This window comes from Gordonia sp. BP-119 (genome assembly GCF_016924115.1).
Classification (GTDB): domain Bacteria; phylum Actinomycetota; class Actinomycetes; order Mycobacteriales; family Mycobacteriaceae; genus Gordonia; species Gordonia hongkongensis.
This window is the reverse complement of the sequence record NZ_JAFFZF010000026.1, coordinates 48405-71407: the sequence shown is the minus strand read 5'-3', so window position 1 is coordinate 71407 and position 23003 is coordinate 48405. Positions and strand designations below refer to the sequence as shown.

The window sequence follows — 23003 nt, the reverse complement described above, 5'->3', positions numbered from 1 at the left end:
CGGTTGACCCGGTCCGGACACAGTCCACACGACACAGTTCTGCTCCATCCCCGCGCCCGCAGGCGCACTCCACGAAAAGGACAACGAGATGCTGAGAGTGGCCGTACCCAACAAGGGTGCGCTCTCCGAATCCGCGTCGGCCATCCTCTCCGAGGCCGGCTATCGCCGCCGGACCGACGCCAAGGACCTCACGGTCCTCGACAACAACAACGACGTCGAGTTCTTCTTCCTGCGTCCCAAGGACATCGCGATCTACGTCGCCTCCGGCCGGCTCGACCTGGGCATCACCGGACGTGACCTCGCCCGCGACTCCGGCGCCGAGGTCGGCGAACAGCTGGCCATGGGCTTCGGCTCGTCGACCTTCCGTTACGCGGCTCCGGCCGACCAGCAGTGGGCGGTGGCCGATCTCGCGGGCAAACGCATCGCCACGTCGTACCCGAACCTCGTGCGCGAGGACCTGGCCGGTCATGGCATCACCGCCGACATCATCCGGCTCGACGGTGCGGTCGAGATCTCGATCCAGCTCGGTGTCGCCGACGCGATCGCCGACGTCGTCGGTTCCGGTCGCACGCTGCGCCAGCACGGCCTGGTGGCGTTCGGTGAATCGCTGTGCGATTCCGAGGCGGTCCTGATCTCCCGACGCGACGCCGACCTCACCAAGGCCGAACGGCAGTTCGTCGCCCGAGTGCAGGGCGTGGTGTTCGGACAGCAGTACGTGATGATCGACTACGACTGCCCCCGTTCGCTTCTCGATCGGGCGTCGGCGCTCACGCCGGGCCTCGAGTCGCCGACCGTGGCACCCATGGCCGACCCGGACTGGGTCGCGGTCCGCGCAATGGTGCCCCGCAAGGACCACCAGAACCTCATGGACGAGCTGTCCGAGCTCGGCGCCAAGGCCATCCTTGCGACGGACATCCGGTCCTGCCGGTTCTAGCGGAGGCAGATCCACCCATTTTCGGCAAACCCACCAGCTGCGAGCTGGTGGGTTTGCCGATTAGGGGTGGGTTTGTGGCTATTGCACCGCGCTGAGCATCACCGTCTGGGCCGACCGGCCGATGTGGCCGGAGGCGTCGTAGAGGTCGGCGAAGGTGCTGCCGAACCCGTCCGGACCGGCGATCATGTGGGCGTCGATGCCGACCCACGGTCCGCTCGGGACGCGCGTCAGGTGCACGGTGGTGTCGGTGTTCATCCACGTCCACCGATTCGGGCGGAGTCGGGTGCCCAACCCGTTGGCGACGTCGATGACGGTGAACATCGACTCCAGGTCTTCGGTCTTCTCGTCGACGACGAGCGGGATCGCCGGCCGCAGCCACACCGCGGGAGTCGAGCCGTTGCGCCCCTCGGCCCGGACCGACTCGATGGTGCCGATGAACCCGAGGGTGCCCCAGTCGACCGCCTCGCCGTTGTCGTCGGAGAAGCCGATCACCGCCTTCGACTCGTCCGGTCCGGGCGTCAGGGGATCGGGACCGTTCGCGATCTCGGCGGTGTCGGCGACGCGGAGCCGCCACCCCACCGAGCGGGCGGCGGCGCGGAACGTCCCGTCGGCCTGCTGCACCTGCAGTTCGGTCTCGACGAGGCTGATCTGGCGGCCCGGCCGCACGACCCGGGCGGCGACCCGGTTGACGCCCAGCCCGACCGGGCCGAGGATCTCGGTGGTCACACGCGTGAAGTGCTGAGCCGGGTCGGGCTGGCACCGCAGCAACGACCGCATCAGCAGGGCCGACGGGGGACCACCGTGCTGCATCGTCGGCGACCACACGCTCAGCGTCGCCTCGGTCGGGCGGAAGTACTCGAAGTCGCCCTCGTCACGGGCAGCATCCGACGGGGCATCGATGGGTTCGTAGTACGAGTTCTCCACCCGAGTCACTCTATGACCGCCGACATAATGGGTCGGGGCGGGGGCGTCCCGCGGACGTCGGGGCTGCTCAGACCGCGAAACCCGCCGGGGGACCGGGGTACGGCGGGATGACGCCCCCGAACTCCGGACACCGGGCGCGGTGCTCACAGAATTTGCACGACCACGACTTCTTCGGCCGGAAGTCGCCCGAGGCCACGGCGGTGCGGATCGCCTGCCAGATCGCGCGCAGGGTGCGCTCGAAGCGGAGCAGCTCATCACGGTCCGGGCGGTAGATCAGCTGTTGCCCGTCGGAGAGGTACATCAGCTGCAACCGGGCGGGAACGACTCCGCGGGTGCGCAGGATCGCGAGCGCGTAGAACTTCATCTGGAACAACGCCTTGGCTTCGTACGCCTCACCCGGCGACCGCCCGGTCTTGTAGTCGACGACGCGTATCTCGCCGGTCGGCGCGACGTCGATGCGGTCGATGAACCCCCGCATGAGCATGTCGTCGGCGTCGATCTCTACGTGTTCCTCCACCGCGTCGGCGTCGAAGGCGGTCGGATTCTCCATCGTGTAGTAGGTGGCGATGAGCTTGTGCGCATCGGCGAGGAACGCGGCCTGGCCACCTTCGCCGATGACCTTCGCGAGCTCGGGGTCGCCCTCGCACATCGCGGCCCAGGCGCCTTCGACCAGCAACTCGGCCGAGTCCTGCGTGCGGAGCTCGGCCGGGAGGTCGAACAGATTCTCCAGCGCGGCATGGACGACGGTGCCCCTGGTCTGCGCGGTGGTGGGGGTCTCCGGGAAGCGGTCGATCGCACGGTAGCGGTAGAGCAGTGGGCACTGCTTGAAGTCCGCGGCGCGGGACGGCGACAGCGCCAGCGGGCGCCCGACGATCCCTCGCGCCTCCGGGTCGGGGACGCCCGGGGTCCCTGTCGGGGTCGTGCTGGGGGAGGCGTCTCCGACTCCGGTCATCGTGCTCACCCTTCGCAGGGTAGGCGCCGGGCCCGACAGTCCGAGGTCCCGACACTCGGGTCCGCTCGCCGGCCACCCGGGCGGCGCCCTCCCCGCAGCGACACGAGGCAGGACCGGCCCACCTCGTCGGGTAACGTCCACACGGCCCACGAACCCCTGCGCCGAGTCGCGCGGGTTCGGATCGTTCACGAGAGGAAGCACCAGTGCCCACCACCGGACCGTTCGTCGTCGGCGACCGGGTTCAGCTGACCGATGCCAAGGGGCGCAAGTTCACGGTGCTGCTCGACGAGGGAAAGCAGTTCCACACCCACCGCGGTGCCATCTCCCATGACGACCTCATCGGTTCGCCCGAGGGCAGCATCGTCTCCGCGACCAGCGGTACCCAATATCTGGCGCTGCGCCCGCTGCTCGTCGACTACGTGCTCTCGATGCCGCGCGGGGCCCAGGTCATCTATCCCAAGGACGCCGCCCAGATCGTCCTCGAGGGCGACATCTTCCCGGGCGCCCGCGTCCTCGAAGCCGGTGCCGGCTCCGGCGCGCTGACGTGTTCGCTGCTGCGCGCGGTCGGTGCCGACGGAGAGGTCGTCTCCTTCGAGATCCGGGATGACCACGCCGAGCACGCGATCCGCAACGTCGAGACCTTCTTCGGGGGACGGCCGGACAACTGGCACCTCACCGTCGACGATCTGGCGAATGTGGATCGGAACGAACGGTTCGATCGCGTCATCCTGGACATGCTCGCGCCCTGGGAACCGCTCGACGTCGTGCGGACCGTGTTGAAACCAGGCGGGGTCTTGACGGTCTACGTGGCGACCGTCACCCAGTTGTCCCGGGTGATGGAGGCCCTGCGCGAGCAGGAGTGCTGGACCGAGCCCCGGGCCTGGGAGACGCTCCTCCGCGAGTGGAGCGCGGTGGGCCTCGCGGTGCGTCCCGAGCACAAAATGCAAGGCCACACGGCTTTTCTGATCACGGCCCGGCGCCTTGCCGACGGCACCACCACACTGCGTCCGCAGCGCCGTCCGAGCAAGGGCTGAGCCCGGTCGCGGAGCAACGGCTCGTCGCCGAGCTGTGCGGTGAAACATCGCGAATACGTTGCGAAGACGCACATTTAACACACCGTCAACACCGGCGATTGCGCGGTGGACGGCGATTCGCCGTCTCGGCCGGTAGCGTAGGGATACGGCGCGAGCATTCCGATCGAGGGATCGGGTGATTGCCGGCGAGAGGAGTCAGCAATGACCGAATCTGACCGCCACGACGCACTGGGGGACCGCGCGGTTCCCGAGGGCGCCAGTGCATCCGACGAGGGCTTCGTCCCCGCCTACACTCCGCCCCCGCCGCGGAGCGGTTCCGAGTCGCCGCTGTCGCGGAGCGGCCCGGACTCGTCTGCGCGCGGCGCAGCCGGCCGGCCGGCCGGGGATCTCCAAGAGCGAGTGGACAGCCTCACCGCACGCAACGCGAAGCTGCTCGACACCCTCAAGGAAGCCCGACAGCAACTCGTCGCTCTCCGCGAGGAGGTCGACCGTCTGGGGCAGCCGCCGAGCGGGTACGGCGTCCTGCTGGACGTGCACCCCGACGCCACCGTCGACGTGTTCACCTCGGGCCGCAAGATGCGCCTCACCTGTTCGCCCAACATCGACACCGACCTGCTGACCAAGGGGCAGACCCTGCGTCTGAACGAGGCCCTGACCATCGTCGAGGCCTGCGAGTTCGACACCGTCGGCGAGATCAGCACGCTGCGCGAGGTGCTCGGTGACGGCAAACGCGCCCTGGTCGTCGGTCACGCCGACGAGGAGCGGGTGGTCTGGCTGGCCGAACCGCTGCTGGGCGAGGTCGACGGTGAGGACGGTCTGCGTCGCAAGCTGCGTCCCGGCGACTCGCTGCTCATCGACACCAAGGCCGGGTTCGCGTTCGAGCGGGTGCCCAAGGCCGAGGTCGAGGATCTCGTCCTGGAGGAGGTCCCGGACGTCGGTTACGAGGACATCGGTGGCCTGGGCCGCCAGATCGAGCAGATCCGCGACGCCGTCGAACTCCCGTTCCTGCACAAGGACCTGTTCCGCGACTACCAGCTGCGTCCCCCGAAGGGCGTGCTGCTCTACGGTCCGCCCGGCTGTGGCAAGACGCTCATCGCCAAGGCCGTGGCCAACTCCCTGGCGAAGAAGATCGCGCAGGTGCGCGGCGACGACGCCAAGGAGGCGAAGTCGTACTTCCTGAACATCAAGGGCCCCGAGCTGCTCAACAAATTCGTCGGTGAGACCGAGCGGCACATCCGGCTGATCTTCCAGCGGGCGCGCGAGAAGGCTTCGGAGGGCACGCCGGTCATCGTCTTCTTCGACGAGATGGACTCGATCTTCCGCACGCGCGGATCGGGCGTCTCCTCGGACGTGGAGACCACCGTCGTCCCGCAGCTGCTCAGTGAGATCGACGGCGTCGAGGGCCTCGAGAACGTCATCGTGATCGGTGCGTCGAATCGCGAGGACATGATCGACCCCGCTATCCTGCGCCCGGGGCGCCTCGACGTGAAGATCAAGATCGAGCGTCCCGACGCCGAATCCGCGATCGACATCTTCTCCAAGTACCTCACCGAGGAGCTGCCCATCCACGCCGACGACATCGGCGAATTCGGGGGCGATCGCACGGCCTGTGTCAACGCGATGATCGAGAAGGTCGTCGAGCGGATGTACGCCGAGAGCGAGGACAACCGGTTCCTCGAGGTCACCTACGCCAACGGCGACAAAGAGATCATGTACTTCAAGGACTTCAACTCCGGCGCGATGATCCAGAACGTCGTCGACCGGGCCAAGAAGTACGCGATCAAGTCGCAACTGGACACGGGTGCACCGGGTCTGCGCGTCCAGCATCTCTTCGACTCCATCCTCGACGAGTTCGCGGAGAACGAGGACCTGCCCAACACGACCAACCCCGACGACTGGGCCCGGATCTCGGGCAAGAAGGGCGAGCGGATCGTGTATATCCGCACGCTGGTCACGGGCAAGAGTGCGGGCGCGAGCCGGGCCATCGACACCGAGACGAACACGGGTCAGTACCTGTAGCGACAGTGGTCTCGACCGAGCAGACAGCCGACTCCCACGGGGTCGGCTGTCTGCTCGACAGAACCGCGTGAACAGCGCCGTCAAGCACTAGAGTTGTCGGCGATGAACAGCACATCGATGGCGCGTGGACGAGTGATCGTCGACGGTGGGGCGCCGCATCCACTGGGCGGCGGCGCTCAGCGCATCACCCTGGGGCGTGAGCCCGACAACGACATCGTGATCAACCATCCGATGGTGTCGCGTCGGCATCTCGCCATCGAGTGGCGCGGTACGGCCTGGTGTCTCGTCGACATCGGCAGCACCAACGGCTTCTTCGTCAACGGCCGGCGGATGGCCGAGTTCATGGTGCCCGGTACGACCCAGGTACGCCTCGGCGACGTGAACACGGGTCCGGTCGTCGACCTCGTGGTCGACGTGCCCGCATCCGGCGGCCGACCGCCCTCGAGTGGTCCCGGGCGCAGCGTGCCGTCCCGGCCGGGTCCGCCGGTCTCGCGTCCGATGCAGTCGGGCCACCCGCCGTCAGGTCCTCGCTCGGCGGGGTTCCCGGGCGCGGCCGTCCCGGCCTCCGGGCAGATGCCCGCCCACGCACCGGGCGGGCGACAGTACCGAGTGGACCCGATGCCGCGGGAAGTCCTGAGCGCGCCGCATCTGCAGGCGCTGCAACAGAACGTGTCGGCGGTCTACCGCCTGCCCGGCGCGCCGACACCCGAGCGCGAGTCGATCTCGCTCCGCGGAGTCCAGCGAATCGGACGCACGCCCGACAACGACATCGTCGTCAGCGACGTCCTGGCGTCTCGGCACCACGCACAGGTGTCCAGCCGCGGGGCTGCCCTCGTGATCGAGGACCTCGGCAGCGTCAACGGAACCTTCGTCAACGGCCGGCGGGTGTCGAGCGCGCAACTGACCGACGGCGACGTCGTCACCATCGGCAACAGCGACTTCGTGGTGTCCGGCGGCACGCTGATGCGCGGGCAGGAGAGCGCCGCGGTCGCCGACGGCCTCCACGTCCACGGTGTGAGTCTCGTCGTGGACGGCGGGAAGCGTCTGCTCGCCGACGTGGACTTCAGCGCCAGTCCGGGCACGCTGACCGCGGTGATCGGCCCCTCGGGCGCGGGTAAGTCGACGGTGTCGAAGATCGCGGCCGGACTCAACTCACCGACGAGCGGCCTGGTCACCTTCGAGAGCCGCAACGTCCACGCCGAATACGACGCTCTGCGCACCCGCATCGGCATGGTGCCGCAGAAGGACGTCCTGCACCACAAGCTCACGCTCCGGCAGGCCTTGCGCTACGCTGCGGAACTGCGCCTGCCACCCGACCTCTCGAAGGCCGATCGGGACCGGGTCATCGACGGGGTGCTCAGCGAGCTGCAGCTGACCGAGCATGTCGACACCCGCGTGGAGAAGCTGTCCGGCGGCCAGCAGAAGCGCGCGTCGGTCGCGATGGAGTTGCTGACGGGTCCGTCACTGCTCATCCTCGACGAACCGACCTCCGGTCTCGACCCCGCACTCGACCGCCAGGTGATGGCCACCCTCCGCCGGCTCGCCGACGCCGGGCGTGTGGTCCTCGTGGTCACGCACTCGCTGACCTATCTGTCCATGTGCGACCAGGTGCTGCTGCTGGCGCCCGGCGGCAAGACGTCCTTCTGCGGCCCGCCCGGACAGGTCGAGGGGGAGATGGGCACCTCCGACTGGGCAGAGATCTTCGCGTACGTCGCCGATCAGCCGGACACCGCACACATGCGGTACCTTGACCGGCACCGCCGAGCGCCGAATCCGCCGCCGCCCCAGCGTCCCCCCGGTCCGCCGATACCGGTGCCGCACACGAGCTTCACCCGCCAGTCGTCGACCATCGCCCGACGCCAGGTACGGCTCATCTTCGCCGACGTCGGCTATCTCGTCTTCCTCGTGCTGCTACCCGTCGTGCTCGGCCTGCTCACCTTGGTGATCCCGGGTTCGAGCGGGTTCGCCCGCCTCGAGGTGATCCCGAACGCGCCGCCACCGAAGGACGGCGCGGAGGCGATCCAGATCCTCGTCGTGCTCGTCGTCGGGGCCGCGTTCATGGGGGCCGCGCTGACCGTGCGCGATCTCGTCGGGGAGCGCGACATCTTCGAACGCGAGCGCGCCGTCGGGTTGCGGCCCGGCGCATACCTTTTCGCCAAGATCGTGGTGTTCTTCGTCGCCGCGGTGCTGCAGACGATCATCATGGTCGGCATCACCTTCGCCGGTCGGGGGTTGCCCGACTTCGGCGGTCCGATCCTCCCGCCGCCGCTGGCGTTGCTCGTCGCGGTGGCCGTCCTCGCCTGCGTGAGCACGCTCGTCGGTCTCGCCATCTCGTCGGCGGTCAAATCCAACGAGCAGGTCATGCCCCCGCTGGTCATCGTCGTGATGGTCCAGTTGGTGTTCTGCGGCGGCCTGTTCAAACTCGACGGCATCGGACTCGAACAGCTGTCGTGGATCTTCCCGTCGTTCTGGGGGTATGTCGCCGCGGCCGGCAGCGTGGACCTCTACAACATCAATGTGGCCGCGCCGCAGCGCATCACGCTGTGGGAGACATCGGTCGCGCACACCGCACTCGCCTACGGGGTGCTCGCGGTGATCAGCGCGCTGCTGCTCGCCTTCACCTATTCGCGGCTGCGATTGAAGAAGCGGTGACCCGCGGCGGCTGACCAGCACTGACGGGCGGTCCGTTCCGTCAGACGTCTCGCACGACGGCGCACAGCACCTTCCGGTCGTCGTCGAGGCTGTCGGGGAGGGGTGCGCCGCTCCGCGACGCCGGCAGCACGCGGACGTCCCCGATCTGACATCGACGACCGCGGTGTCGGATCGAGGCCCCCCGCGCCGCGAGCACGTTCGCCACCCAGTCCGACCCTGCGCCATAGTTCAGGACGACCCAGAAATCGCGGCCCGACGCCAGCGCCATGACCGGCGTCCGGTAGCGGCGGCCACTGCGGAGACCATCGTGTTCGATGACCGCCATCCCCGGGACGCGCCCGGCCCACAGCAGCACCATCCGGTTGGTCACGTGCTTGTTGAGCACCGCCACCAGCCACATGCGTCGCTCACCCAGCATCGAAGCGATTTGCGACGCCGTCCTCGCGACCGTCGACGACACGGCCATCCGGTCCTCCCGTCACTGGCTCTGTTCGACCAGTGTGGCGTGGCGAGGGCGGCGACGGCATCCGGGAAGACCCTGAATCACCCCCGGGGATGGAGGGATCCGTCAACCGGTCGTCGCCGGAAAGCGTACGAACCCGAGTTCGGACTCCGACGACAACTGCGGATGGCGGGGCAGCACCCGCACGGTGTAGCCGAGATGACCGGAGGCCGACGGCGGCACCAGTGCGGTGAACACCACCCGGCCCGACGCATCGCGGTCGGGACCGGCGGTCATGTCGGTGAACGTCGGTGCCAGGATCTCGCCGTCGTCGCCGACCCGGCCGAGCACCACCTGCACCGCGACCGACTCGGGCGCGAGGTCTCCCAATGCCACATGGGCGGTGATCCAGAGTCCGTCCTCGCGACGCTCGTCCTCCACACCGGCCACCAGAACCGACGACCATCCGGTCTCCAGTGTGCGCCGATAGACGGCGAGGTCGCGTGCGCCCGCGTAGGAGTCGGCGCATGCGGACTGATAGGCGCGGGCGGCCGGGCAGTAGAGGTCGGTCGTGTAGTCGCGGACCATGCGCGAGGCGAGTACCTGCGGTCCGAGCCGAGTGAGGGTGTGGCGCATCATCTCCACCCACCGGCGGGGTACACCGTCGTCCGCCCGGCGATAGAAGAGGGGGATCACCGTCTCCTCGAGGAGCGTGTACAGCGCCTGCGCCTCCAGATCGTCGCGACGATGTTCGTCGGTGATCCCCTCCGCGGACGGGATCGCCCACCCGTTGTCGCCGTCGGCCATCTCGTCCCACCAGCCGTCCAGGATCGACAGATTGAGTCCGCCGTTGAGCGCCGATTTCATCCCCGAGGTCCCGCAGGCCTCCATGGGACGGACCGGATTGTTCAGCCACACATCGCAACCGGCGTAGATGAAACGCGCCATCGAGATGTCGTAGTCGGGGAGGAACACGATGCGATCGCGCAGTTCCGGATCCTCGGTGAACCGGACGACCTGCTGGATCAGGGACTTGCCTCCCTCGTCGGCCGGGTGGGCCTTGCCCGCGATGACCAGCTGCACCGGCCGATCGGGATCGGTGAGGATGGTGCGCATGCGTTGGGGATCGCGGAGCATCAGCGTCAGGCGCTTGTAGGTCGCCGCTCGCCGTGCGAATCCGATGGTCAGCACGTGCGGGTCGAACAGGTCGGCGGTCCATGCCAGCTCGGCGTGGGTGAAGCCGCGGTCGAGGCCGCTGGCTAGTGCTCGCCGCCGCACCTCGTCGACTAGTTCCTCGCGCAGCTTCTCGTGTGTTCGCCAGATCGTCTCGTCGGACAGGTCCGCGTACACCTCGGGCGCGGAGTCCTCGTCCCCGTCGGCGAAGTCGCGCCACGCCGGGGCCACCCAGGTCGGTCCGTGCACGCCGTTCGTGATCGCGCCGATTGGCACATCGGCGGCGTCGAAACCCGGCCACAGGTCGGCGAACATCTCCCGACTCACCGCACCGTGCAGCTGCGACACCCCGTTGCTGCGTTGCCCGAGCCGAAATCCCATGTGCGCCATGTTGAAGACGCCGGGGTCCGCCTCGTCGCCGAGTTCGGCCACCGTCGCCGCGGCCAGCCCGGGCAGCAGGCGGGATTTGCCGTCGGAGTCGGCGTCGAGGTAACGGGCGACGAGGTCGGCGGGGAAACGGTCGATCCCGGCCGGCACCGGGGTGTGGGTGGTGAACACGTTCGAGGCGCGGACCACCGCTTCCGCGGTGTCGAAGTCGAGCCCGCCGGCCACCAACTCGCGGATGCGTTCCACGCCGAGGAAGCCCGCGTGTCCCTCGTTCATGTGGAACACCGTCGGCACGGGCCGGCCGGTGATCCGGACGTACTCGCGGAGCGCGCGGACACCGCCGATGCCGAGCAGGATCTCCTGTGCGATCCGGTGTTCCTGATCCCCGCCGTAGAGCCGGTCGGTCACCGCGCGCAGGGCGGCGCCTTCGGGCTCGTCATCGTTGCGATCGATGTCGGAGTCGAGGAGCAGCAACGGGATTCGGCCCACCGACGCCACCCACACCTGGGCCGACAGGGTCGCCCCGCCGGGCATCGCGACCTCGACGATCACCGGCTCCGCGCCGTCGCCCGGGGCGAGGAGCGTGAGGGGCAGGTCGGCGGGATCGTTCACGGGATACCGCTCGATCTGCCAGCCGTCGTGATCGAGGCCTTGGCGGAAGTAACCGGAGCGGTACAGCAATCCGACGCCGATCAGCGGCAGCCCGAGGTCGGAGGCCGCCTTGAGATGGTCACCGGCGAGGATGCCGAGGCCGCCGGAGTAGATCGGCAGGACCTCGGAGACACCGAACTCCATCGAGAAGTACGCGATTCCCGGGGGCACCACCCGGTCATGCGCCGAACCGTCCTGTCCCGATGACTCGGCCGCATACCTCTGGAACCACTGCGGTGCATCGAGATACTGCTCGAGGTCGGCGTGTGCCTCGGCGACCCGTGCCACGAAACCCTCGTCGTCGGCCAGCTCGACCAGACGGGTGGGGTCGGTGTCGGCGAGAACCCGGACCGGATCGCCGGTCGACGACCACAGGCGCGGGTCGATGGTGGCGAACAGCTCCTGGGTGGGGGTGTGCCAGGCCCAGCGCAGGTTGTGCGACAACGGCGCGAGGTCGGCGATCCGGTCGGGCAGCGGCACTCGAACGGTGAACCGGCGGAATGCTTTCACGGCGTCGACCGTACTCAGCACGTGCGGTGGTTGCGACCGGTGGCAAGTGAACATCTACCCTCGAAGGATGCAGCGAATCATCGGGACCGAGGTCGAGTACGGAATCTCCGCACCCGGCGACCCGACCGCGAACCCGATCATGACGTCCACCCAGGCGGTTCTCGCCTACGCCGCGGCCGCCGGTGTACCGCGCGCGAAGCGGACACGCTGGGACTACGAGGTGGAGTCGCCGCTTCGCGACGCCCGAGGTTTCGACCTCGGCCGCGGGGCCGGACCCGCACCGATCATCGACGCCGACGAGATCGGTGCGGCCAACATGATCCTCACCAACGGGGCGCGGCTGTACGTCGACCACGCCCACCCCGAGTACTCCGCGCCCGAGGTCACCGACCCGATGGACGCGGTCATCTGGGACAAGGCCGGGGAGCGCGTGATGGAGGCCGCGGCTCGTCACGTGGCGAGCGTCCCGGGCGCTCCGAAACTGCAGCTGTACAAGAACAACATCGACGGCAAGGGCGCCTCCTACGGCACCCACGAGAACTACCTGATGGCGCGGGAGACCCCGTTCACCGCCGTCATCGCCGGGCTCACGACCTTCTTCGCGTCCCGGCAGGTGATCACCGGTTCGGGACGCGTGGGTATCGGCCAGTCCGGCGACGAGGCGGGTTATCAGCTGTCGCAGCGGTCGGACTACATCGAGGTCGAGGTCGGGCTGGAGACCACGCTCAAGCGGGGCATCATCAACACCCGCGACGAGCCGCACGCCGACCCCGAGCGATACCGGCGACTCCACGTCATCATCGGCGACGCCAACCTCGCCGAGACCTCGACCTACCTGAAGGTCGGGACCACCGCGCTCGTCCTCGACCTCATCGAGGCCGGGGTCGACTTCTCCGACATCGAGCTCGCGCGGCCGGTGCAGGCCGTACACACGATCAGTCACGACCCGTCGCTGACGGCCACGGTCGCACTCACCGACGGTCGCGAGCTCACCGGCCTCGCTCTGCAGCGGGAGTATCTGGAGCGTTGTCAGAAGTTCCACGACCAGGAGCACTCCGACGACCAGCGCGCCGCACACGTCCTGCAGACGTGGGCGGACGTGCTCGACCGCCTCGAGCGCGACCCGATGGAGTGCGCCGACATCCTCGACTGGCCCGCGAAGCTGCGCATCCTGGAGGGCTTCCGCCAGCGTGAGAACCTGTCGTGGTCGGCGCCGCGTCTGCAGCTCATCGACCTGCAGTACTCCGACGTCCGGCTCGACAAGGGGCTGTACAACCGGCTCGTCGCGCGCGGGTCGATGAAGCGGCTGACCGACGAGAACGACGTGCTCGCCGCGATCAGCGAGCCGCCGCGGAACACGCGCGCCTACTTCCGCGGCGAGTGTCTGCGCCGGTTCGGCGCCGACGTCGCGGCGGCGAGCTGGGACTCGGTCATCTTCGATCTGGGCGGGGACTCGCTGGTCCGTATCCCCACCCTCGAACCGCTACGCGGCACCGCGGCGCACGTCGGCAAGCTCCTCGACTCGGTGGACTCGGCCGCCGAACTGGTGGATCAGCTCACCACCTGACATGTCGCGGCGCCTCGCCCATCTCCGACGTGCATGTGCTTCGTTCCGCCACAGTTGTCGTCCCCACAGGTAGTGTGGGAGCACACGATTCCGCAGGGTCGAGACACCGGATCACCGCCGCGACAGCGACACCCGATCCCGACTCCCTCGACCGCGGTAGCCCGCCAAGGGGCGATCGGTTTCAAGGAGGCAGCAGATGGCGCAGGAACAGACCAAGCGTGGTGGCGGCGGCGACGACGAGGGCGTGGGCCCCGATTCCGGCGCCGGACAGGAACGTCGCGAGAAGCTGGCCGAGGACACCGACGACCTGCTCGACGAGATCGACGACGTGCTGGAGGAGAACGCCGAGGACTTCGTGCGCGCCTACGTCCAGAAGGGCGGCCAGTGAGCGACAGGTTCGGTTCACTGCCCCCGCTGTCCCAGTTCCGCCCCGGCTCGTTCGCCGGCGCCGACATCTCGTCGTTCACCGAATTCCTCCGGACGCATGCGCCGGAACAACTCCCGCAGGCCCAGGTCGACCGGGTGGGGTCGTTCGCCGGCGGCGCCGACGGCGCCGGTGACATCCCGCACGGCACGACGATCGTGGCCGTGTCATACCCGGGTGGGGTCGTCCTCGCCGGGGACCGCCGGGCCACCATGGGCAACCTCATCGCCACGCGCGACGTCAAGAAGGTCTACATCACCGACGAGTACTCGGCGGCCGGGATCGCCGGCACCGCCGGGATCGCGATCGAGATGGTCCGGCTGTTCACCGTCGAACTCGAGCACTACGAGAAGATCGAAGGCGTCCCGCTGACCCTCGACGGCAAGGTCAGCCGGCTGGCGTCGATGGTGCGGGGCAATCTCGGCGCGGCCCTGCAGGGTCTGGCGGCCATTCCGCTGCTCGTCGGCTACGACATCGACCACGACGATCCGAACGAACGCGGACGCATCTTCAGCTTCGACGTCGCGGGTGACCGGCACGAGGAGTTCGGTGGCTACACCGCCATCGGCTCGGGGTCGGTGTTCGCCAAGTCCTCGCTCAAGAAGCTCTACCGACCCGATCTGACCGCCGACGAGGCGCTCGCGATCGCCGTCGAATCGTTGTACGACGCCGCCGACGACGACTCGGCGACCGGCGGGCCCGATCTGGTCCGCAAGATCTTCCCGATGGCCGCCATCGTCGGCGCCGACGGGGCCCGGGAGGTGGACGCGACCGACATCGAGGCGGCGGCACGTGCCGTCGTCGAACGCCGCAGCGCCGAGCACGAGGGGGGTGCCCGATGACCTTCCCGTACTACGCCAGTGCCGAGCAGATCATGCGCGATCGCTCGGAGCTCGCTCGCAAGGGCATCGCCCGGGGACGCAGCGTCGTGATCCTCACGTTCGCCGACGGTGTGCTGTTCGTCGCGGAGAACCCGTCCAACACGCTCCGCAAGACCAGCGAGATCTACGACCGGATCGGTTTCGCGGCGGTGGGCAAGTACAACGAGTTCGAGAGCCTGCGCAAGGCCGGCATCCAGATCGCGGACATGCGCGGCTACAGCTACGACCGTGCCGACGTGTCCGGGCTGTCGCTGGCCAACACCTACGCCAACGCACTGGGCAGCGTCTTCACCGAGCAGGCGAAGCCGTTCGAGGTCGAGCTCTGCGTCGCCGAGGTCGCCCGTCCGGGCAAGCCGAAACGGTCGCAGCTGTACCGGATCTCCTACGACGGGTCGATCACCGACGAGACCCGCTTCCTGGTGATGGGCGGGGCGACCGAACCGATCGCGGCGGCCCTCAAGGACAGCTACGAGCCCGACATGGAGCTCGGCCGGGCGATCGGCGTCGCGGTCACCGCCCTGACGGCGCCGGCCGACAACGGTGGCGGGACCCCGACCGAACGCCGGGTGCTCGCCGCGGGCGACCTCGAGGTCGCCGTCCTCGACCACAACCGTCCACGGCGCGCGTTCCGGCGCCTCACGACGTCCACGGTCGAAGGGCTCCTCCCGCAGGCTGCGGCGGCCCAGTCCTCGGATACACCGTCCGAGGTGGACGAAGCCCCTGGTGAGACGCCATCCTCCGAACAGTGACGAGAACGCCGCGGCGTGCGGCGGCCGGTGCGTGTCGACCGGTCCGCCGCGGTCCGCGCGAGTAGGGTTGGTCAAGTGCAGCGACGAATCATGGGCATCGAGACCGAGTTCGGTGTCACGTGCACCTTCCACGGCCACCGCCGCCTGAGTCCGGACGAGGTCGCGCGTTACCTCTTCCGCCGGGTCGTGTCGTGGGGCCGGTCCTCGAACGTCTTCCTGCAGAACGGCGCTCGCCTCTATCTCGACGTCGGATCGCATCCCGAATACGCCACGGCGGAGTGCGACAGCCTCATCCAGCTGATCAACCACGACCGCGCGGGCGAACTGGTTCTCGAGGACCTGCTCGTCGATGCCGAACAACGCCTGGCCGACGAGGGCATCGGCGGCGACATCTATCTGTTCAAGAACAACACCGACTCGGCCGGCAACTCCTATGGATGCCACGAGAATTATCTCGTCGTGCGGGCGGGGGAGTTCTCCCGCATCTCCGACGTCTTGTTGCCGTTCCTCGTGACGCGCCAGCTGATCTGTGGTGCGGGCAAGGTTCTGCAGACCCCCAAGGCCGCGACCTTCTGCCTGTCCCAGCGCGCCGAGCACATCTGGGAGGGCGTCTCCTCGGCGACCACCCGGTCGCGCCCGATCATCAACACGCGCGACGAGCCGCACGCCGACGCCGAGAAGTACCGCAGGCTGCACGTCATCGTCGGCGACTCGAACATGTCGGAGATGACCACACTTCTCAAGGTCGGTTCGGCGGCTCTCGTCCTGGAGATGATCGAGGCCGGTGTCGCGTTCCGGGACTTCGCGCTCGACAATCCGATCCGCGCCATCCGCGAGGTCAGCCATGACCCGACGGGGCGACGCCCGGTGCGCCTCGCCGGCGGTCGGCAGGCCAGCGCCCTCGACATCCAGCGCGAGTATCACGCACGCGCCGTCGAGCACCTCACCAACCGCCGACCAGACCCCGAGATGGACATGGTCGTGGACCTGTGGGGACGGATGCTCGACGCCGTGGAGAGCGACGACTTCGCCAAGGTCGACACCGAGGTCGACTGGGTCATCAAGCGCAAGCTGTTCCAGCGCTACCAGGATCGGTACTCGATGGAGCTCTCGGATCCGAAGATCGCGCAGCTCGACCTGGCGTTCCACGACATCAAACGCGGCCGCGGCGTGTTCGACGTCCTGATGCGCAAGGGGCTGGTCGCCCGGGCGACCACCGACGAGGCCATCAAGACCGCGGTCAACGAGCCGCCGCAGACCACCCGCGCCAAGCTCCGGGGCGACTTCATCTCGGCCGCGCAGAAAGCCGGGCGTGACTTCACCGTCGACTGGGTTCACCTCAAGCTCAACGACCAGGCCCAGCGGACGGTGCTGTGCAAGGACCCGTTCCGCAGTGTCGACGAGCGCGTCGATCGCCTCATCGCCTCGATGTGAGCGCCGGGTCACCGGCGAACCCAGCGTGCCTCCGCACGCGGTGAACGGCCACGTTCTAACCTGACTCGGTGGCAACCCCCAAAGTCGAGCGTCTGCTCAACCTCGTGATCTGCCTGCTGTGGACGCGACAGTACGTCACCGCCGACTACATCCGCCGCAACGTCGCGGGCTATTCGGACGACGGGCAGTCCGACGAGGCGTTCAACCGGATGTTCGAGCGGGACAAGAACGAGCTACGAGATCTCGGGATCCCCCTCGTGACCGGCCGTTCGCCGATGGCGGCCGGCGCCGAGGGATACCGCATCGACCGCGACTCGTACGAGTTGCCGGAGGTTTCGCTGGAGTCCGACGAGGCCGCGGCGATCGCCATGGCCGCCGCGCTGTGGGACACCCCCGAGGTCTCGACGCTGTCGCAGACGGCGATCCTCAAGCTCCGGGCCGCCGGGCTCGATGTCCGCTCCGAGGACGATCTGGGGATCACCTCGGGCGGGTCATCACGATCGCTCGGCTCCGAAGAGGTCATCGCCGGCCTGCTCGCCGCGGTCCAGGACCGCCGTGCCGTCGAGTTCCAACATCGATCGTCTGCCGCGGCCGCCCCGACCACCCGACGCGTCGAACCGTGGGGGGTCGTGTCACACCGGGGCCGCTGGTACGTCGTCGGCCACGACCGTGACCGCGACGCCACCCGGACCTTCCGGCTGTCGCGGATCACGGCGGTCGCCGCGGTCGGTGCCGCCGACGCGGTCGTGGTCCCGGCCGGCACTGATCTCCAGCAGATCGTCTCCGCGGCGGTCGATTCCGCTGCCGGTTCGGACGGACGGGTCGCGCGGATCTGGGTCGCGGCCGACCGGGCATTCGGCCTCCGCAGGGCCGCGACGACGACTGAACCCGCCGACTTCGACGGCGAACGCGGCGACATCGTGACCCTCGACATCCACTCGCTGACCGCGGTGGCACGGATGGTGCTTGGTGTGGGCCGCGATGCGGTCGTCCTCGATCCACCCGAGCTGCGCGAGCTCGTCATCGCGAGCCTCGACCGTCTGATGGGGGTGAGCGTCTGATGGCCGCGGCAGCGCCGTCGAGACTCAACCGACTGCTGGCGATGGTCCCGTATTTCCAGGCCCGCCGGGGCATCTCGGTTGCTCAGGCCGCCGACGAACTCGGGGTCACGCAAGCGCAGCTCACGAAGGACCTCGAGCTGCTCTTCGTCTGCGGGCTACCGGGCTATTACCCCGACGACCTGATCGAGCTCGAGTTCAGCGAGGGGTACGTGACGGTCGGGTTCACCGCGGGCATGGACCGGCCACTGCGGCTGACGACCGTGGAGGCGAGCACGCTCCTCGTCGCGCTGCGGGCGCTGGTCGAGACCCCCGGGGTCGTCGATGTGGCCGCGGCCAGGCGGGCCATCGCCAAGATCGAGCAGGCGGTGGGTGCGACGGTGCCGGGGGTCGCGGGCGCGTCCGACACGCCCGCCGGCCCGTCGGGGGAGAACCCCACGTACACGACGATCCGGGAGGCCACCAAGAAAGCGCGGGCATTGCGGCTGCGCTACTACTCGGCCGGACGCGACAGCGTCACCGACCGCGTGGTCGACCCCATCCGCCTGCAGGTCATGGACCAGCACACCTATCTCGAGGCCTGGTGCCGGATGGCCGAAGGCGTGCGGTTGTTCCGATTCGACCGCGTCGACACCGCGACCGCCCTCGACGAGCCGAGCCGTCCGCCGGCCGAGGCGGCGGCGTCGAATCAGTCGGTGCTCGTCGCCGAGGACCCCGACCTTCCGGCCGTCGAGATCGAGATCGACGCCGATCACCTGTGGATTCTCGACTACTACCCGCTCGAACCCCTCGAGACGGTCGAAGACCGGCCCGATCCAGGTCTCCCCGTCCGCGCCCGGCTGGTCTACGGCTCGCCGGAATGGCTCACCCGGTTCCTGCTCGGATTCGCCGGCGCCGTGCGAGTCGTCGACGACCCGGCGGTCGCCGCCGCGGTCGCCGACACCGCGGAGGCCGCCCGCGGGCGTTATCGCTGAGACCGGCCACGGCTGGGCCCCTCCGGCTCGGCGTGTGTCGGGTAGCATTGGACACTGTCTGCTCCGAACTGAAGGGTGATCTCATGGGCTTCACGTCATGGTGGCACTGGGCGATCGTCGCCATCGTGCTGCTGATCCTGTTCGGCTCGAAGAAGCTGCCGGACGCCGCCCGTGGTCTGGGACAGTCGCTGCGCATCTTCAAGAGCGAGGTCAAGGAGATGCAGAAGGACGACGACAAGGATGCGCAGGCCACCACCGACGCGGCAGCGACCGATCCGGCACGACGCGAGCTGCCCGCTGGTGACTCGACCCAGCCGGCCACGCAGCGCGACGCCGACGCCAAGAAATCGGCTTAGGGGCGCGTCGGAGCATCGCCAGTGCGCACTCTCCCGATTCCCCGACGCCTCGACCCGCGGCAACGCAAGCGAAAACTCAATCCCGACGGCACCATGTCGTTGGTCGAGCACCTGTACGAGTTGCGCACCCGTATGGTCATCTCGCTGCTCGCCATCATCGCCACCACCATCTTCGGGTTCGTCTGGTACAGCCACGGCTTCCTGGGCATCCCGTCGCTCGGCGACGTCCTGCGCGGGCCGTACTGCGATCTGCCTGCGTCGTCGCGCGCGACGCTGACACCGGATGATTCGTGTCGCCTTCTGGCGACCGGTCCGTTCGACCAGTTCATGCTCCGGTTGAAGGTCGCGCTGACCGCGGGTGTGGTCCTCGCCTGCCCGGTGTGGATCTACCAGATCTGGCAGTTCATCACGCCAGGTCTGCACGCCCACGAACGTCGCTACGGCATCATGTTCGTCGCGATGGCGACGACCCTGTTCGTCAGCGGCGCGGTGCTTGCCTATCTGGTGGTGGCCAAGGCCTTCGACTTCCTGCTCACGGTCGGCAACGAGGTCCAGGTCACGGCACTCGCCGGTGACCAGTACTTCGGCTTCATGCTCAACGTCCTGGTGATCTTCGGCGTCAGCTTCGAACTCCCGCTCCTGATCATCGCGCTGAACGTCGTCGGCGTGCTGACCTACGCCCGGTTGAAGAGCTGGCGCCGCGGGCTCATCTTCGCGGTCTTCGTCTTCGCCGCCATCGCGACACCGGGCCAGGATCCGTTCACGATGCTCGCACTGGCCCTCGCGCTCACCGTGCTGCTCGAGTTCGCGATCCAGTTCGCGCGGATCTTCGACCGGCGCAAGGCGAAGAAGGCGCCCGCATGGGCGGGCCTCTCCGATGACGAGGCCAGCCCACTGCCGCCGACGAAACCGATCGCCCCGGCATCGCCGATCCCGGCGCCGGCGAACGCGGTCGCCAACGCCACCCGTACGTCGACGCGGGCACGCGAGACCTTCGACGACGTCCTGTGACCCAACTCGACTCGTTCACGTCGAGACTCGCTTTCCGCCTCGACGACTTCCAGCGCCGCGCGTGTGAGGCGCTCGAGGGCGGCCACGGTGTGCTGGTGTGCGCACCGACCGGCGCGGGCAAGACCATCGTCGGCGAGTTCGCCGTCTATCTGGCCCTGGCCGGTGGCTCGAAGTGCTTCTACACCACGCCGATCAAGGCGCTCAGCAACCAGAAGTACAACGATCTCGTTGCCGTCCACGGGCACGAGTCGGTCGGGCTACTCACCGGCGACAGTTCGATCAATCCCGATGCCCCGGTCGTCGTCATGACGACCGAGGTCGTCCGCAACATGATCTACGCCGAATCACGGGCACTGGACGGTCTGTCCCACGTCGTCATGGACGAGGTCCACTTCCTGGCGGACCGGTTCCGCGGGGCGGTGTGGGAAGAGGTGATCCTGCACCTCGAACCGTCGGTGCGGGTCGTCAGTCTGTCGGCGACGGTGAGCAACGCCGAGGAGTTCGGCGACTGGATCCAGACGGTTCGCGGTGACACCTCGGTGATCGTCGACGAACACCGTCCGGTGCCGCTGTCCCAGCACATGCTCGTCGGGCAGCGACTGTTCGACCTGTTCGATCCGGCCGACACCGGTCCGGCCCGCAAGGCCGGCACGCGTCCGCGCGTCAATCCGGAGCTCAAACGCCAGATCCGGCACCGGATCCTGATGGCCGACGACGAGCGGGAGGCGTCGCGCGGCCGTGGCCGAGGACGTGGCGGCGCGCCCCGTCGGCGCGACGGACGAGGGCCCGTGCTCTCCCGGCCGAACCTCGTCACGCGACTCGACCGCGAGGGGTTGCTCCCGGCGATCGGGTTCATCTTCTCCCGTGTCGGGTGCGACGCCGCCCTGGCGCAGTGTCTGCGATCCGGGATCTCGCTTCTCACACCCGCCGAGATCGGCGAGGTCGACGCGATCGTCGACCGCCATCTCACCGAACTGGCACCGGCCGACCTCGACGTGCTGGGGGTGCATGAGTGGCGCGAGGGGCTGCGACGCGGACTCGCCTCGCACCATGCGGGCATGCTCCCGACCTTCCGGCACACGGTCGAGGAACTGTTCGTGCGCGGCCTGGTCCGGATGGTGTTCGCCACCGAGACGCTCGCGCTCGGCATCAACATGCCCGCTCGCTCGGTGGTTCTCGAGCGTCTCGTGAAGTACAACGGCGAATCGCACGTCGACCTGACGCCCGGCGAGTTCACGCAGCTGACCGGTCGCGCCGGCCGTCGCGGGATCGACGTCGAGGGTCACGCCGTCGTGGTGTGGACACCCGAGGTGGTTCCGGAGGAGGTCGCCGGCCTCGCCGGCGCGCGGACGTTCCCGCTGCGGAGTTCGTTCTCCCCGGAATACAACATGGCGGTCAACCTGCTCGGTCGATTGGGCCTGGACGGCGCGCGTGAGCTGCTGCATCGGTCGTTCGCCCAGTTCCAGGCCGATCGATCGGTCGTCGGTCAGGCGCGAAAGCTGGACGAGGCGCAACGGGCGTTGCGCAAGCTCGACGGCGAACTGGCCCGCGCAGCGCAGGCGCGGGGACTGGAACCCGGTGGCGCCGAATCGGATTCGGACGACGGTCCGTACGCGGGCTTCCTGGGTTACATCACTTTGCGCGAGGACATCCGCCGCCGTGAACGAGATCTGAAGTACCGCAAGCGGGTCAATACACACGACGCCATCACCGCCGACCTGGCCGCACTCAAACGCGGTCATGTCATCGGCGTACCCGTCGGCCGGCACCGCGGTCTGGCTGTCATCATCGAACCGGCCACGCAGGCGCAGGATCCCAAGCCGCTCGTACTGACCGAGGACGCCTGGTGCGGACGCGTCGGTACCCGCGACTTCGTCAACCCGCCCGAGGTGCTGGGCAACATGCGGATGCCGAAGAACGCCGACCGACGCACCGGGCGCGGTCGCCGCGACCTGGCGTCGGCGTTGCGATCGACCGGCATCGAGATGCCGCGCGGACGTCAGAAGAAGCGCGCCGACGCCGCCGACGACACCGAACTCGCGCACCTTCGGCGAACCCTGCGCGCGCACCCGGCACATCAGCTGTCCAACGGTGACGAGCTGTTCCGGCTCGCCGAACGCCGTAACCGGCTGGTGCGCGACATCGTCAACGCCGAGCGCAGCATCGGGGAGCGGACGTCCACCCTCGGGGTCACCTTCGATCACATCGTCGGCGTCCTCAGCGAGCTGGGATATCTCGAGCGCGTCGCCGAGTCGACCGAGTCCACCGGGCACACGATGATGGTGACCGATTCGGGCAAGCTGCTCGGCCGTATCTACAGCGAGAGCGACCTGGTCGTGACCGAGTGCATCCGAGCCGGGGTCTGGGACGAGTTGTCACCCCCCGACCTCGCCGCGGTCGTCGCCGCACTCGTCTACGAGAGCCGGCGCGACAGTTACAGCGGGGTCGACGCCCTGCCCGGCAGCAGCTCGATGCGTGCGGCGATGGCCGCGACCGTCGAGATCTGGTCGCGGGTCACCGCGGTCGAGCAGCGTCATCGGGTCAGTCCGACACGCGAACCCGACACCGGTTTCTCGGTCGCCGTGGCCACGTGGGCGTCGGGTCGTTCGCTCGGCGAGGCCCTGTTGCTGGCGGGCGAACGCGGCCAGCTGCTCTCTCCGGGCGACTTCGTGCGATGGAACCGGCAGGTCGTGGACCTGCTCGAACAGATCCGACTCGGGGTGGGCTCCGACACGCGCCTCGGTGGGACGGCGCGGGCAGCGGTCAAGGCCATCCGCCGCGGCGTGGTCGCCGCCGAGCTGGGCTGAACCGCGCCGTCGACGTCCGCCGACGAGTGTGCGCCGGTGTCGGTTCACCGGACGACGCGACGCC

At 68.6% G+C, this 23003-nt stretch carries 18 protein-coding genes; 14 read left to right on the top strand and 4 right to left on the bottom strand.

Annotated features, from left to right (window positions below):
- Positions 1-88 precede the first annotated feature (88 nt).
- Complete coding sequence (gene hisG, locus JW364_RS15555; protein ID WP_058250425.1) at positions 89-934, top strand: ATP phosphoribosyltransferase; 846 nt, start codon at positions 89-91, stop codon at positions 932-934.
- Positions 935-1012: 78 nt separating this feature from the next.
- On the opposite strand, the gene JW364_RS15550 is transcribed toward hisG, so the two are convergent.
- Positions 1013-1858 (bottom strand): thioesterase family protein, encoded by an 846-nt coding sequence (locus tag JW364_RS15550; RefSeq protein ID WP_205334022.1) that lies wholly within the window; start codon positions 1856-1858, stop codon positions 1013-1015.
- Between the two features lie 67 nt (positions 1859-1925).
- Positions 1926-2810 (bottom strand): RecB family exonuclease, encoded by an 885-nt coding sequence (locus JW364_RS15545; protein ID WP_205334021.1) that lies wholly within the window; start codon positions 2808-2810, stop codon positions 1926-1928.
- A gap of 203 nt (positions 2811-3013) precedes the next feature.
- Here JW364_RS15545 and JW364_RS15540 point away from each other — a divergent pair, with 203 nt between their 5' ends.
- From JW364_RS15540 to JW364_RS15530, 3 genes are all read left to right on the top strand, one after another.
- Positions 3014-3844, top strand: coding sequence for a tRNA (adenine-N1)-methyltransferase (locus JW364_RS15540; protein WP_159370771.1), 831 nt, complete (start codon positions 3014-3016; stop codon positions 3842-3844).
- A gap of 201 nt (positions 3845-4045) precedes the next feature.
- On the top strand, positions 4046-5863 hold the full coding sequence (gene arc, locus JW364_RS15535; protein WP_205334020.1) for a proteasome ATPase: 1818 nt from the start codon (positions 4046-4048) through the stop codon (positions 5861-5863).
- 117 nt (positions 5864-5980) lie between these two features.
- A complete protein-coding gene (locus JW364_RS15530; protein ID WP_205334026.1) occupies positions 5981-8515 on the top strand; it encodes an FHA domain-containing protein in 2535 nt (844 codons plus the stop codon).
- A gap of 40 nt (positions 8516-8555) precedes the next feature.
- Here JW364_RS15530 and JW364_RS15525 read toward each other — a convergent pair whose 3' ends face one another.
- Positions 8556-8981 carry a nitroreductase family deazaflavin-dependent oxidoreductase gene (locus tag JW364_RS15525; protein ID WP_078112415.1) on the bottom strand — a complete coding sequence of 142 codons (426 nt, stop codon included), beginning with the start codon at positions 8979-8981 and terminating at the stop codon, positions 8556-8558.
- A gap of 102 nt (positions 8982-9083) precedes the next feature.
- Positions 9084-11678 carry an alpha-glucan family phosphorylase gene (glgP, locus tag JW364_RS15520; RefSeq protein ID WP_205334019.1) on the bottom strand — a complete coding sequence of 865 codons (2595 nt, stop codon included), beginning with the start codon at positions 11676-11678 and terminating at the stop codon, positions 9084-9086.
- A gap of 67 nt (positions 11679-11745) precedes the next feature.
- Here glgP and dop point away from each other — a divergent pair, with 67 nt between their 5' ends.
- The 10 genes from dop to JW364_RS15470 all read left to right on the top strand — a co-directional run bounded on the left by dop (position 11746) and on the right by JW364_RS15470 (position 22939).
- Positions 11746-13245 (top strand): depupylase/deamidase Dop, encoded by a 1500-nt coding sequence (gene dop, locus JW364_RS15515; protein ID WP_058250430.1) that lies wholly within the window; start codon positions 11746-11748, stop codon positions 13243-13245.
- A 196-nt stretch (positions 13246-13441) separates the two neighbouring features.
- Positions 13442-13633 carry a ubiquitin-like protein Pup gene (locus JW364_RS15510; RefSeq protein WP_004019064.1) on the top strand — a complete coding sequence of 64 codons (192 nt, stop codon included), beginning with the start codon at positions 13442-13444 and terminating at the stop codon, positions 13631-13633.
- Positions 13630-14511, top strand: a complete 882-nt coding sequence (prcB, locus tag JW364_RS15505) for a proteasome subunit beta (RefSeq protein ID WP_068970063.1) — start codon at positions 13630-13632, stop codon at positions 14509-14511. The genes JW364_RS15510 and prcB overlap by 4 nt, the downstream gene beginning before the upstream one ends.
- On the top strand, positions 14508-15299 hold the full coding sequence (gene prcA, locus JW364_RS15500) for a proteasome subunit alpha (protein WP_058250432.1): 792 nt from the start codon (positions 14508-14510) through the stop codon (positions 15297-15299). The genes prcB and prcA overlap by 4 nt, the downstream gene beginning before the upstream one ends.
- A 75-nt stretch (positions 15300-15374) precedes the next feature.
- Entirely contained in the window at positions 15375-16733 is a 1359-nt protein-coding gene (gene pafA / locus JW364_RS15495; RefSeq protein WP_004019052.1) for a Pup--protein ligase, read from the top strand.
- A gap of 68 nt (positions 16734-16801) precedes the next feature.
- The gene (locus JW364_RS15490; protein WP_068969984.1) at positions 16802-17794 is read left to right on the top strand and encodes a YafY family protein; all 993 of its coding nucleotides are present in this window, start codon (positions 16802-16804) and stop codon (positions 17792-17794) included.
- Entirely contained in the window at positions 17794-18765 is a 972-nt protein-coding gene (locus tag JW364_RS15485; RefSeq protein WP_068969983.1) for a YafY family protein, read from the top strand. The genes JW364_RS15490 and JW364_RS15485 overlap by 1 nt, the downstream gene beginning before the upstream one ends.
- Before the next feature lie 83 nt (positions 18766-18848).
- The gene (tatA, locus tag JW364_RS15480) at positions 18849-19121 is read left to right on the top strand and encodes a Sec-independent protein translocase subunit TatA (RefSeq protein ID WP_058250435.1); all 273 of its coding nucleotides are present in this window, start codon (positions 18849-18851) and stop codon (positions 19119-19121) included.
- Between the two features lie 93 nt (positions 19122-19214).
- Positions 19215-20132, top strand: a complete 918-nt coding sequence (gene tatC, locus JW364_RS15475; protein WP_091344258.1) for a twin-arginine translocase subunit TatC — start codon at positions 19215-19217, stop codon at positions 20130-20132.
- Positions 20129-22939 (top strand): RNA helicase, encoded by a 2811-nt coding sequence (locus JW364_RS15470; RefSeq protein WP_205334018.1) that lies wholly within the window; start codon positions 20129-20131, stop codon positions 22937-22939. Before tatC ends, JW364_RS15470 begins: the two co-directional genes overlap by 4 nt.
- Positions 22940-23003: the final 64 nt, after the last annotated feature.

Excerpts from the sequence above, each read along its gene's own strand:
- hisG (WP_058250425.1), top strand. The coding sequence starts at position 89 with ATGCTGAGAGTGGCCGTACCCAACAAGGGTGCGCTCTCCGAATCCGCG.
- JW364_RS15545 (WP_205334021.1), bottom strand. The coding sequence starts at position 2,810 with ATGACCGGAGTCGGAGACGCCTCCCCCAGCACGACCCCGACAGGGACC.
- arc (WP_205334020.1), top strand. The coding sequence starts at position 4,046 with ATGACCGAATCTGACCGCCACGACGCACTGGGGGACCGCGCGGTTCCC.
- JW364_RS15530 (WP_205334026.1), top strand. The coding sequence starts at position 5,981 with ATGGCGCGTGGACGAGTGATCGTCGACGGTGGGGCGCCGCATCCACTG.
- JW364_RS15525 (WP_078112415.1), bottom strand. The coding sequence starts at position 8,981 with ATGGCCGTGTCGTCGACGGTCGCGAGGACGGCGTCGCAAATCGCTTCG.
- dop (WP_058250430.1), top strand. The coding sequence starts at position 11,746 with ATGCAGCGAATCATCGGGACCGAGGTCGAGTACGGAATCTCCGCACCC.
- JW364_RS15510 (WP_004019064.1), top strand. The coding sequence starts at position 13,442 with ATGGCGCAGGAACAGACCAAGCGTGGTGGCGGCGGCGACGACGAGGGC.
- prcA (WP_058250432.1), top strand. The coding sequence starts at position 14,508 with ATGACCTTCCCGTACTACGCCAGTGCCGAGCAGATCATGCGCGATCGC.
- JW364_RS15485 (WP_068969983.1), top strand. The coding sequence starts at position 17,794 with ATGGCCGCGGCAGCGCCGTCGAGACTCAACCGACTGCTGGCGATGGTC.
- tatA (WP_058250435.1), top strand. The coding sequence starts at position 18,849 with ATGGGCTTCACGTCATGGTGGCACTGGGCGATCGTCGCCATCGTGCTG.
- tatC (WP_091344258.1), top strand. The coding sequence starts at position 19,215 with ATGTCGTTGGTCGAGCACCTGTACGAGTTGCGCACCCGTATGGTCATC.